At 59.8% G+C, this 11629-nt stretch carries 15 protein-coding genes; 6 read left to right on the top strand and 9 right to left on the bottom strand.

Annotation, left to right across the window (positions count from 1 at the left end; translation table 11 throughout):
- Window positions 1–218 precede the first annotated feature (218 nt).
- Window positions 219–644 (top strand): hypothetical protein, encoded by a 426-nt coding sequence (locus IEV53_RS10240; protein WP_188426693.1) that lies wholly within the window; start codon window positions 219–221, stop codon window positions 642–644.
- A gap of 61 nt (window positions 645–705) precedes the next feature.
- Here IEV53_RS10240 and IEV53_RS10235 read toward each other — a convergent pair whose 3' ends face one another.
- The 9 genes from IEV53_RS10235 to IEV53_RS10195 all read right to left on the bottom strand — a co-directional run bounded on the left by IEV53_RS10235 (window position 706) and on the right by IEV53_RS10195 (window position 5696).
- Complete coding sequence (locus IEV53_RS10235) at window positions 706–945, bottom strand: hypothetical protein (RefSeq protein WP_188426692.1); 240 nt, start codon at window positions 943–945, stop codon at window positions 706–708.
- A gap of 66 nt (window positions 946–1011) precedes the next feature.
- The gene (locus IEV53_RS10230; RefSeq protein ID WP_188426832.1) at window positions 1012–1437 is read right to left on the bottom strand and encodes a VOC family protein; all 426 of its coding nucleotides are present in this window, start codon (window positions 1435–1437) and stop codon (window positions 1012–1014) included.
- Between the two features lie 7 nt (window positions 1438–1444).
- The gene (locus IEV53_RS10225) at window positions 1445–2374 is read right to left on the bottom strand and encodes a bifunctional riboflavin kinase/FAD synthetase (protein WP_188426691.1); all 930 of its coding nucleotides are present in this window, start codon (window positions 2372–2374) and stop codon (window positions 1445–1447) included.
- Window positions 2371–3063, bottom strand: coding sequence for an acireductone synthase (gene mtnC / locus IEV53_RS10220; RefSeq protein WP_188426690.1), 693 nt, complete (start codon window positions 3061–3063; stop codon window positions 2371–2373). Before mtnC ends, IEV53_RS10225 begins: the two co-directional genes overlap by 4 nt.
- Window positions 3060–3617: a 1,2-dihydroxy-3-keto-5-methylthiopentene dioxygenase gene (locus IEV53_RS10215; RefSeq protein WP_188426689.1), complete on the bottom strand. Its 558-nt coding sequence runs from the start codon at window positions 3615–3617 to the stop codon at window positions 3060–3062. Before IEV53_RS10215 ends, mtnC begins: the two co-directional genes overlap by 4 nt.
- Complete coding sequence (locus tag IEV53_RS10210; RefSeq protein WP_188426688.1) at window positions 3614–4231, bottom strand: methylthioribulose 1-phosphate dehydratase; 618 nt, start codon at window positions 4229–4231, stop codon at window positions 3614–3616. The genes IEV53_RS10215 and IEV53_RS10210 overlap by 4 nt, the downstream gene beginning before the upstream one ends.
- A gap of 7 nt (window positions 4232–4238) precedes the next feature.
- The gene (locus IEV53_RS10205; protein ID WP_188426687.1) at window positions 4239–4505 is read right to left on the bottom strand and encodes a twin-arginine translocase TatA/TatE family subunit; all 267 of its coding nucleotides are present in this window, start codon (window positions 4503–4505) and stop codon (window positions 4239–4241) included.
- A 52-nt stretch (window positions 4506–4557) separates the two neighbouring features.
- On the bottom strand, window positions 4558–5067 hold the full coding sequence (locus IEV53_RS10200) for a CHAP domain-containing protein (RefSeq protein ID WP_188426686.1): 510 nt from the start codon (window positions 5065–5067) through the stop codon (window positions 4558–4560).
- Complete coding sequence (locus IEV53_RS10195) at window positions 5064–5696, bottom strand: regulatory protein RecX (protein WP_188426685.1); 633 nt, start codon at window positions 5694–5696, stop codon at window positions 5064–5066. The genes IEV53_RS10200 and IEV53_RS10195 overlap by 4 nt, the downstream gene beginning before the upstream one ends.
- Before the next feature lie 59 nt (window positions 5697–5755).
- Between IEV53_RS10195 and IEV53_RS10190 the strand changes: the two genes are divergently transcribed.
- The 5 genes from IEV53_RS10190 to IEV53_RS10170 all read left to right on the top strand — a co-directional run bounded on the left by IEV53_RS10190 (window position 5756) and on the right by IEV53_RS10170 (window position 11627).
- The gene (locus IEV53_RS10190) at window positions 5756–7315 is read left to right on the top strand and encodes a D-aminopeptidase (protein WP_188426684.1); all 1560 of its coding nucleotides are present in this window, start codon (window positions 5756–5758) and stop codon (window positions 7313–7315) included.
- A gap of 128 nt (window positions 7316–7443) precedes the next feature.
- Window positions 7444–8664 (top strand): aspartate aminotransferase family protein, encoded by a 1221-nt coding sequence (locus IEV53_RS10185; RefSeq protein ID WP_188426683.1) that lies wholly within the window; start codon window positions 7444–7446, stop codon window positions 8662–8664.
- Window positions 8661–9644 carry an ornithine carbamoyltransferase gene (gene argF, locus IEV53_RS10180; protein ID WP_188426682.1) on the top strand — a complete coding sequence of 328 codons (984 nt, stop codon included), beginning with the start codon at window positions 8661–8663 and terminating at the stop codon, window positions 9642–9644. The genes IEV53_RS10185 and argF overlap by 4 nt, the downstream gene beginning before the upstream one ends.
- Window positions 9645–9699: 55 nt before the next feature.
- Window positions 9700–10617, top strand: a complete 918-nt coding sequence (hslO, locus tag IEV53_RS10175; protein ID WP_188426681.1) for an Hsp33 family molecular chaperone HslO — start codon at window positions 9700–9702, stop codon at window positions 10615–10617.
- Complete coding sequence (locus tag IEV53_RS10170) at window positions 10614–11627, top strand: hypothetical protein (protein ID WP_188426680.1); 1014 nt, start codon at window positions 10614–10616, stop codon at window positions 11625–11627. Before hslO ends, IEV53_RS10170 begins: the two co-directional genes overlap by 4 nt.
- Window positions 11628–11629 lie beyond the last annotated feature (2 nt).

Raw genomic sequence — 11629 nt, 5'->3', positions numbered from 1 at the left:
TCGACGGAGTCAGGGAACCGCGAGTTATGCGAAGATGCGGGCTTCTGGGTCAAGAGCACAAGACCGGACTGGTGACATCAACACCGTCTCATCAGGCGTGAGACAGCCCGGTTTTGGGGATGCAGGAAGCATTCCATGCGTCAGGCAGGAATTTTCTACACTGAGTGGAATTCTAAACACAGATATGGTAATTTATCCAAAAAAAATGGGTTACCACCATGAATTATCGGCTTCTATCAGTTGTCTTTTTTTCATTACTGAACACTCCCTCAACAGTGCTGGCTGGCGACTTTAATTTTGGAACCGAGATATCGATTGATCGCCTCGACAAGGCTATCTTCGTGCTCAATGCAAAGGCACCAAATCGTGAAAATGCGATGGAGACGATCACACATGCCAGCCGGGATGGTCGCATACTCGTCGAAGAAATTACTCTGACATCAGAAGCGGATAACGCGATCCATGCCTTTTCAGTCAATAAGCTCAAACAGCTGCTCTATGATGCTACCAGAGACCGCTATTGCGATGGTGACATGAAGTTTCTGATGGAAGGCAATGTGTCGCTACGACTCATCTTCTCCCTGCATCAGAAAGAATTCTACCGCGTGCTTCAGACACCCTTCTCCTGCACCATCGTGAACTGATCGCCCGACCCGACACCAGACAGCGGTGTCTGGTGTCGGGTGTCTCTTGTGTCGCCAGCTGTCAGGAGCGTCTGATTTGCGAAGGCGGAAAATGCCCGCCCGTGCAGACGGCCTCAAACGTCGTGTCGATCTGCTCCCCTAGCTGGGTCAGATCCTGTCGAAAGAAATCACGCAGGCGTACAAGCCGTGAGACACTCTTCTCACGACGCGCCTCTTTCTGGGCGATATGCTGTTCCATCGCCTGCATCTGATACATCTGCATCGCGCCAAACATGATAGCCCCCACCGATTTATTAACCATGAGTAATTTATAACATTACAAAAGTGAAGACAAACAATAAAACTTCACATTCAAGGCAAGATCATGTCACGCCCTGTCAGGCGGCATCGTCAGATCACGAAGGGTAGCGGGGGGATTGTGGCGCCAATGGGCCAGACGCGTTGCCAGGGAGCCGACATGGACTTCAAGTTTATGGCCGTCAGGATCGAGAAAATAGAGCGAGTCTCCTTCGCTCTTATTCGCTTTCCATATGGTCACCTGCCTTGAAAGGCGCGCAGACAGCACTGTAAAAGCAGCGGCGCTGACGGTGAAGGCAAGATGGGTGTCATCCTGCCGTGGCAGACAGATGCCAGCAGGCGCGCATTCGAGGCATAACCAGAGCGACCCTGCCTCAAGATATGCCCCGCGATTCCAGCGCGCGCTCAAACGGCAGCCGAGCAGATTTTGATAGAAGGCAAGAGCCCGCGGCAGGTCTGTCACGCAAAGCGTGACATGATTGACCCCCTGCAACAGGCAGGGTTCAGACGGAAGAGCCAAGCGCAGCGCGGGCCTGGCTCGCGTCCTCGGCGATCTGGGCCTTCAGGGCATCGAGCCCGTCAAAGCGACGCTCTTCACGCAGCAATCTGTGCAGGCTGACCTCGAGGGTCTGGCCATAGAGATCTTCATTGGTGTCAAACAGATGCGCTTCGAGGCGGCTTTCCTGCCCGTCATTGATGGTCGGACGGCGACCGATATTGGCCACCCCCGGAATCATGCGCCCATCGGGATGGTGGACAGTCACGGCATAGACGCCGCGGGCGGGTTCGATATGACGGCCCAGCGGAATATTGGCGGTAGGAAAGCCCAGCAGACGTCCGCGCTTGTCGCCATGCGTAACGGCACCTGCGATGAACCAGGGACGACCAAGCTCTTCTGCCGCGCGCTCGGGATAGCCTTCCTGGAGCAGACGGCGGATGCGTGAGGAGGAAAATGGCCCGCTGATATCTGTAAGGGGCGGCACAACCGTCAGGCCGATACCAAGCGCCTCGAGCCTGTGTGCCAGAAAATCGATACTGCCGGCCCGTCTGTGCCCAAACGCAAAATCTGGGCCGCACGCCACATGCTGCACGCCAAGCGCACGATGCAGCACCTCTTCGACAAACTGCTCGGGCGAGCGATGACTGAAATCAGCATCGAACGGCAGCTGGAAGATCTGTTTGACGCCCTGCTCATGCAGGAAACGTGCGCGGATAGCGGGAAGCATCAGCCGGATCGGCGGGTCCTGCGGGCGGAAAAACTCGCGAGGATGCGGTTCGAAGGTCACCGCGCCCAGAGGCAGATCGGGACGTGCTGCATGCAGCGACTTCAGAAGATGGACATGCCCAAGATGCACACCATCGAAATTGCCGAGGGCTACGGCGGCGCCGTGCGCCCCTTGCGGGATTGCCGCCCAGTCCTCGTGCAAGGTCATGAGACGGGCAACTCGAATTGCTGGCTGACGCTCTGGAAATCCGCTGCCTGACGCACGCCTTGGTGCGCGACAGTACCGTCTTCCGGCCGGACAAGCTGGCAGGTTCTGAGGCCCGCTTCTGCTGCTGCGTCGAGCTCAGCGCCAATATCGGACAGGAACAGGATTTCGCCCGGCGCCACACCCGCACGCGAAGCGATCTCGCGATAGCTCTCGGCAATTTTCTTGCCGCCAATATCGAGATCGTAGAACGCCTCGAACAGCGACGTCAGATCACCTGCATCGGAATAACCATAAAGCAGGCGCTGCGCACTGGCTGAACCCGAGGAATAGACGGCAAGACGCAACCCTGATTTGTGCCAGGCTTCAAGGGCTGGGGCGACATCGGGATAGAGCTGTGCCCTGAGGGCGCCGGTCTCGAAGCCCGTTTTCCAGGCCAGTCCCTGCAGTGATTTGAGCGGCGCGACCTTTTCGTCACGCACCGTCCAGTCATGCAGCTGGGCAAGCGGATCGCAACCGGGATTGGCCGCGTCGATATCCGCCAGCGCCACCTTGACCAGAGGGTTGTCCGCCTGTTCACGCAGCAGCTCGGGCATCACCTTGTCGGAATAGGGAAAGAGCACATCCTTGACGAAAGAGATCGGCAGGGTCGTTCCTTCGATATCAAGAAGGATCAGGCGAACAGTGCTCATGCGGCAAGATCCGGAATGACGACAGGAAAGCGACGGGCGATTTCGTCGCCCGTATATTCGGCAACCCACCCCGTCGTATCAGTGAATACCCGCAGGGCAACCACATCGGGATTGGTCCCGGCGTCGAACCAGTGAGGCGTCCCTTCAGGAACCGAAATCAGATCACCCTGAACGCAGAGTACCGAATAGACCTTGCCCTCGACATGCAGGATAAAGGCGCCCTGACCATGCACGAAAAAACGCACCTCGTCTTCGCTATGAGTATGCTCAGAGAGGTATTTTTCACGCATGGCGGCGATCTGCGGCGTGTTGCGGTCAAACCGCACCACATCGGCGCTGCCTGCTCCGGTTTCGCCCATCAGCCCATCGAGATAGGGGCGGTATGCCTCCAGAATGACTTCCGGTGCAGCATCCTTGGCGGGTGTTACAGGTGACTGCCAGCGTTCAAAGCGCACATTGAGCGGGCGCAGGGTCTCGGCGATGACCCTTGCGTCCTCTGTGTCGAGAATGAGGTTTTCGGGCGTGTCGTCGCGATAGATCGTCAGTCTGCTCATGATTTCAGCCTTTCGAGTTCGCAGGCCAGGAGAAATTCCAGCCCTTCGAGCCGGGCCAGCGCCATGGCCATGTTCCGGCCCCAGACATAAACACCATGCCCTCTGATCACATAACCCGCGGGCATTTTCCCGAGAGACGGCGCCACGATTGTCGCGAGACGGGCAATATCCTGGTCATTGGCAAAAAGTGGCACGTCGATAGCGGTGTCATGGGTTGATTGCCCCTCGAACACCTTGAGCAATTCATATCCTGCCAAAGTGAGCACGGGCGCCTTTATCGCCATCGACAACACGGTCGCCGCGACCGAATGGCCATGCAGTACAGCACCGATCGTCGGGTCAGATGCGTAAAGCTGCGTATGAAGCAGGGTCTCGGCACTGGCCCTTTGGCCGGAATCGAGCGGGCGACCCTCAGGGTCGATCTCGATGACGTCCTGCTCGGTCAGAAACCCCTTGTGACCGCCCGAGCGCGTGATGGCGATACGGCCATCGTCAAGTCGACGGCTGAGATTGCCAGCCGTGGCTGGCACCCAGCCCCTGTGGTCCATTCTGCGGCCTGCATGCAGCACGTCCTGCACCGCATCCGACCAGAGCCGGTCCGAAAGCTGGGTCATGGAAAGCTCAGTGATTGACGTTGTTCACATTACCGCCCGATACGGGGGGCGTGTATTGCGGCTGCTGAAAATTGCCCTGGGGCGGCGGCGAAATCTGACCATTCGGCTGGTCATGCTTCGGCTCCATGGATTCGTCTTCTGCCATGTTCTTCTTGAAGGATTTGATCCCCTTCGCGAAGTCGCCCATCAGACCGCTGATCTTGCTGCCACCGCCAAAAAGGATGAGTACGACGGCAAGCACTATCAGCCAGTGCAGGGGACTCATGCTACCCATAATCTCTCTCCTCGTATGACGGGACCGAACAGCCGTCTCTTTTTCTCACTCCTCACATGGCGTGATCAGGCGTCTCTTGCAAGCGCGCAATATCGTCGATGTCACGCGGAACGATGAAGCCGTAAGTGGGATAGGCTCTCGAGCCCAGATTTTTGATCGGCGCCCAGTAGACCCGCACCAGAGACCAGTCATTATTGCGCGACACGTCGATGACCGGCACCGACCGGTCGATGCGACCGGGCTCCCAATTGGCATGTTCGACCAGGATCTTGCGCGACGAGACAGTGCTGCGCACAACAGAGACATGGCCAGAAGGCAGCCGCCCTGTCGAACGAAAGACAAGGATCTCGCCCTGCGCCGGGCTCTGTGTGCGTCTGTATTTACCCGAAGCTCCGCGCCACCAGGAAGCCGCAGCGCCATAAAGCGCGACACCTGTCTTGGCGCGCGCATAGGGCGCGCATTGCAACGGGCCATTGAAACTGGCGCGGCTGTATTCCCTGGGCCCGCCACCACAGGCAGCAAGGCTCAGACAGAAACTGAACCCAAGCACCATTCTCTTCATGACGATTTCAGCGCCATGACGCGATCCTCCGCTTCCATCAGATCCAGAGCCAGTGCCCGCTCGGCGACATCACGGCCGAACCCCGCACGGGCAAAAACAGCCAGAGCGCGCTGATGACGCAGGGGCGCCTGTTCGTCGCCCTCTTCTTCATCGCCCCTCCTGAAAGGACCGAGCCGACGCTTGCGGGCGAGAACGAGCGCAGCACCGAGCTCATGCTCGTGCGCGCTGTCGTCGTGCCTGTGCCCGAGAGCCTCTTTCAGCGCGTCGCCCAGAACCTCGGCGCCAATCCCTTTCTGGGTCAGACTCGCAGCCACCGCCCGGCGCGACCGCCCCGAGCGCGTCAGGCTGAGTGAGCGGGATCGGGCAAAGGCAGCGTCGTCGAGAGCACCAAGCCTGCGCATATCGGCCACAATCCCGGCGATAGCCGAGCGGCTTTCTCTGGCCAGCCCTTCGATCTGGTCATTGTCGCAGCCTTGCGTGCCCGCCTTGCGTGCCCATCGCATGACCGCGCGTTCCAGCACCTGAGCCAGCCCCTGCTCGGTCGCAGCAAAACGCGCGAGATGACGCAGGGCCGTCTCGCGCAGGGTTGCCGCTGTCGGCGGAGGAGGCAGATCCGGAATCGCTGACATGGCTACATTGTGCCATAACTTCGTGGCAGCAACATGGTGAAAACCGCGGGAGTTCCCTCATGACCCTTTCATCGCTCGAACGCGCGCTCACGGCCCTGCCCTCGACCTATCCGGGCCCAGGCGGCGCGGCGGCGGTCATCAGGAACGGAGAGGTCATCGGTCGCCATAGCTGGGGCTTCGCCAACGCCGAAACCCGCCTGCCCTTCACACCGAAGACCCTGTTTCGCCTGTGCTCGATCACAAAGCAGTTCACCTGCGCGCTACTCGACGAATTTGCCGACAAGACCCCGTTCGATGCGGCCATCGCCAGCTATCTGCCGAAGCTGGAAGAGGCGCCCCCTGGCATCATGGATCTGGCGCATAACCAGTCAGGACTGCGTGATTACTGGGCGGTCGCCATGTTGCATGGCGCCCCGACGGAATCGGCTTTTGGCGCCACAGAGGCCCATCGCGTGATCTCCGGCACACGCAGTCTGCATTTTCGTCCCGGCACCGCCTATTCCTACGTCAACCAGAATTTCTTCCTGATTTCGGAAGCACTCGAGGCGCTTTCGGGACGCAGCTTTGCTGAACTGCTCAGAACACAGCTGTTCGAACGCCATGGCATGAGCACAGCGTTTCTTGCTGCGGATACACAGGCCATGCCGGACGGCACGCAGGGGTATGAGGGAAGTGAAACGACGGGCTATCGGGCTGCAGTCAATCACATCTTCTGGACTGGCGATGCAGGGCTTGGTGCCAGCCTTGATGACATGATCGCCTGGGAACTGGCGATCGATGCGCAGAGAAACGACCCGCAGGGATTTTACAATCGCCTCTCCGCCCCGGTGAGCTTCCGTGACGGCACCCCTGCCCGCTATGGTCACGGCCTGCAGCGCGGCACGCTGTTCGGGCGCGCCATGACCGGCCATGGGGGCGCCTTGCGCGGCTGGCGCAGCCACAGACTGCATCTGGCAGAAGAGCGACTATCGGTGGTCGTTCTGTTCAATCACATGTCGGAGGCCCATTCAGCAGCGGCCTCCCTCGCCGCCGCCGCACTCGACATTCCGCCGATGACACAGGAGGAAACTGCAGGAAATCGAGCCATACTGGGCTCCTATCTCGACAGAGAGACCGGGCTGTCAGCGTCGATCACACCGAGCGCATCCGGCAAGAAGCTGTCCCTGCGCTATGCCTACCCGCCGGAGACACTTGAGTTCTGGACGCAGAATGGGGCCGGGCGCGACGCAACACGGCTGAGCCTCTCCGATGAGGGGCTGAGGATGGCACGCCCTCAGGAAAACCGGGACGTCGCGCTGGTCTGTCTCGACGAGCGCATAAGGCATGACGGTCTGGCCGGTCGTTATCACTGCGCTGAACTTGACAGCGTCCTCACACTGGAAGGAGCGGAGGGCGCTGTTTACGGTGGATTTTCAGGAATGCTCGGCCTGGGACGAATGGAACGTCTTCAGCCCGTGGGCAGCGATGTCTGGCTCATCCCCTGCCTCAGGGCGCTAGACCACTCACCGCCAGGCTATTGGACGCTCGCTTTTCAGCGCGATGAAACCGGAAAAATGACGGGTGTCCGGGTCGGATGCTGGCTGGCACGCGATCTCTTTTATCGGCGCTGCCAAGACTGAATTTGACGGATAGGGGGCAATACCCCCATCATGGGAATGCAGCAGCCTGTGCCCTGCCCTGAATTTTCAGGCGCGGGGCTCTTGCCGTTGCTTTTTCCCATCCATTTCAACCGGGCTCTCTCATCGCCATGATTTCCGCTCTGATGCCAACATTCAAACGAGTCGACCTTGCTTTCGAGCATGGTCAGGGCGCTTGCTTGTACACGGCTGACGGGCGACGATTCCTAGATTTCGGGGCGGGCATTGCCGTCTCGTCGCTCGGTCACGGCCATGAAGGCCTCGTCAAGGCAATTGCCGAGCAGGCTGGCCGGGTTATGCATGTTTCCAACCTGTATCGCATCCCGCAGGCAGAGAAGCTGGCAGACCGGCTGGTCGCGCATTCCTTCGCTGACAGCGTGTTCTTCTGCAATTCCGGCGCAGAAGCGAATGAAGGCATGGTCAAGATGATCCGCAAGACCCAATCGGGTCGCGGTCATCCCGAGCGCACGCGCATCATCTGCTGCACGGGCGCCTTTCACGGTCGTACGCTTGCCATGATCGCCGCCACCGGCAACCCGGCCTATCTCGAGGGTTTCGGCGCGCCGGTCGAAGGTTTCGATCATGTGCCCTTCAACAACATGAACGCGCTGCGCGCTGCCATCACGCCGGAGACGGCGGGCATCATGCTTGAACCGATCCAGGGTGAAACCGGAATCAAGCAGGCCGATCCGCAGTTCATGACCGGGCTGCGTCAGGTCTGCGACGAGTTCGGGCTTATTCTGGCGCTTGATGAAGTGCAGACGGGCATGGGCCGTACGGGCAAGCTCTTCGCCCATGAATGGTACGGCATCACCCCTGACGTGATCTCAGTGGCCAAGGGTATTGCAGGCGGCTTCCCCATGGGCGCCATCCTCGCCAATGAGGAAGTCGCTGCCTCTATGGGAGCCGGGTCGCACGGTACGACTTTCGGGGGCAATCCGCTCGCCTGCGCCGCAGGAAATGCCGTGCTCGACGTCATTCTTGCCGATGGCTTTCTGCCGCAGGTCGAATGCACCGGCGCGGTTCTGGGCGAGACGCTCGACGCTCTCGTGCGCAAGCATCCGACGGTCTTCGAACTCGCCCGCGGTCGTGGTCTGATGTGGGGGCTGAAATGCCGTCTGCCGGTCGCGCAGGTTCAGGCCCAGGTCATGGCTGAAGGTCTTCTGACCGTCACGGCTGGCGAAAACGTGCTGCGTCTTCTGCCTCCGTTGATCGTCACCCCGGAAGAGTGCCGCGAAGCCTGCGAGATTCTCTCGCGCGCCGCTCAGGCGCTGGAAGCCGCAGAGCAGCAGAAAAACAAGACAGAAAGCCAGACGGAGCGCCACGCATGACCATCCAGACACGCTCCCCCTCTGCCGCAGAAATTCGGCACTTCCTCGATCTGCGTGATCTGGATGCCGCGACATTGCGCGACATCATCGATGTCGGTCGCTCGGTCAAGGCAATGCAGGATGCGCGACGCGTGCCGATGCATCCCGCCCATCCCCTGGCCGGTCGTACGCTTGGCCTGATGCTCTCCAAACCCTCGACGCGAACACGCCTCTCATTCGAGGTGGGTATGCGCCAGCTGGGTGGGGACGTATCGGTGCTTTCACCGACAGATATGCAGATCGGTCGTGGCGAGAGCCTGGCCGACACGGCGCGTGTTCTGTCGCGCTTCCTCGATGTGCTGGTCGTGCGTACCGGCGAGACCGACATGCTGAGCGAGCTGGTGCGCTGGAGCAGCATCCCTGTGGTCAACGGGCTGACACCCGATTCCCACCCTGTCCAGATCCTCGCCGATATCATGACCTATGAAGAGCATCGCGGCCCTGTCGCGGGCTCGCACTGGGCCTGGGTCGGCGACGGCAACAACGTTGCCGCCTCCCTGATCGAGGGCGCGGTACGCTTCGGGTTCTCGCTCACGCTCGCGACGCCTGAGACAATGAAACCGCGACAGGAGGTTCTTGACTGGGCGCAGGCCGAGGGCGGCAGGATCCGCCTCGTTCACGACCCTGTCGAGGCCGTGCAAGATGCGGACTGCATCGTGACGGATACCTGGACCAGCATGTCGGACGAGGAATCGACTGTCAGGCTCAGCACATTGCGCCCCTTCCAGGTAAATACGGCTCTCATGCAGAAAGCCGCCCCCAAGGCCCTGTTCATGCACTGCCTGCCCGCCCATATCGGTGAGGAAGTGACCGAAGAGGTGTTTGAAAGCGCCGCCTCGGTTGTGTTCGACGAAGCGGAGAACCGCCTGCACGCCCAGAAAGGTCTTCTGCTCTGGGTTCTGGGCGGTGAAAACTGGTGCTCTTTCGGCAAGCCCGGCTGAGCACAGCTGCCCTTCGGCGCATTACTGACCCTGGAAAGCATCAGACTAGACACCGATGATTGAAACACCCGCCTTTCTTGATACCCAGCGCCCCGAGACGGTGCCTGACCTTGTGATTTCACACGGGATCACGCCGTTTCATCTGGCAAACCGTCCTGTGCGCGGCCGTCTGGTGAGACTGGGCAAGCTGGCTGATATCATGCTGAAGCGCCATGACATCCCCGATTGCGGGCGGCAACTGGCTGGTGAAGCCCTCTCGCTGGTTGCCGGGCTCAGCGCGGGGCTCAAGTTCAAGGGGTCGTTCTCGCTTCAGATCAAGGGCGACGGCCCGGTCTCGATGCTTGTGGCCGATTGCACCGATTCAGGCGAATTGCGCTTTTATCTGCGTTCCGAAGACACGCCAGATCATGCCTCGGCCAAGGCACTCCTCGGTGACGGTTATTTCGCTTTCACGATCGATCAGGGCGCGCATACCGAACGTCACCAGGGTATTGTGGCGCTAGAGGGCGAAACGCTGGCCGATATGGCCATGCATTATTTCGCGACAAGCGAACAGCACGAGTGCTGGATGCGCCTCTATTGCGAAAAGACCGATGAGGGCTGGCAGGCTGGCGCCCTGATGCTGGAAAAGATCGCAGCCGAAGGCGGCATTGCTTCCGAGCAGGGCGCGGATGAGGACGCATGGGAAACTGCCTGTATCCTCGGCAACACCCTCAAGGCATCTGAACTTTTCGATCCGGCCTTAAGCTCCACAACACTGGTCGAGCGCCTGTTCGGCACGCAGGACGTCCTAATCGATCGCCCCAGAGTGGTAAGCCTTGGATGCCGTTGCAATCGCGCCAGGCTGGCGAGCGTATTGTCGACTTTCCCGGAAGACGATCTCGACCATATGGCCGAGGAAGGGCAGATCACCATGAACTGCGAATTCTGCAACGTCGGGTTCCGCTTCGACCGTAACGAGATCGCGCGATGAGCGCGGCTGATGATCTTCTGCGTGGCATTCGCGTGGACGGAGAGACACTGACTGCCCTTTATGATCAGTGGACTCCGCAGGAGATCATCGCCCTGGATGACGACATCAGGTGCCTGACCCTGAGCGACGCGATGAGCGGGCGTCAGGCGGTCTGGTATCTCGATGGTGAAAATTATTATTGCGGCTCTCATATCGAGGTGGTGCAGCGCCTGCACCCGCAGCAGGTTCTCGCTGCTGTTGCTCCCTGGTTTGACGAGCTGGCACGACATTCGCTCAGTGCCGCCCCCACGTCGCTTGATGGCGCGCCGCGTATGCCGCTCTTTTTGGCGACACAGCTTGCTGCGGCATGGTGCGTCCGTGTTCTGACTGACATGCGTCAGACCCAAACCTCTCTGACCGAACAGGATCAGGATCTCGCAACGCTCGATGAAAGAACGCTTTCCTCACGACAGGTCCGGCGCTTGCTGGGCACACGGATCGGGCCGGAATCGCTGGTCGTTCTCTCCCCCCTGAGCGACAGGCCCCTGCGATCGCAGATTTCATTCGTCATCGAGCATCAGCTCATCCATCGCTTCTACGATCCTGAAGCGGACTGCACCTTCTACCTGTCATGGTGGGAGAGACAGCTCGACAAACCACCCAGCTTTTATTGCCCCAAGGCCAACCTGCTCGTCAGCGATGAAAACATGGCGGGCATGTTGCCTGCCATGATTCTGGGCTGGTATCTCAGCAATCCGCATCATGCTGCGACCATCGCCGATGCCCAGGCTTTCGAGGCGCGTGACTATGGCCTTGGAAGTGCCTCTTCCCTTCTGGTCGAAATCGAAGCCGACAGCTCGCTCCCTCCTGCGCCCGAGACAACATCTGCCGACATGATTTCAGAATCATGGGCCTTCCTGCACCAGAACCCGTCCGAGATTGCTGCACCGGCGTCTCAGGACCAGAGACAGGAAAAGAAACAGTCGGGGCGTCTTTTCGGGCGACTACGCTCTCTAGTAAAAAAGACCTGAAG

Source organism: Asaia siamensis (genome assembly GCF_014635085.1).
Taxonomy (GTDB): Bacteria; Pseudomonadota; Alphaproteobacteria; order Acetobacterales; family Acetobacteraceae; genus Asaia; species Asaia siamensis.
Note: the sequence above shows the minus strand (reverse complement) of the source record. Positions and strands in the feature narration are given on the sequence as shown.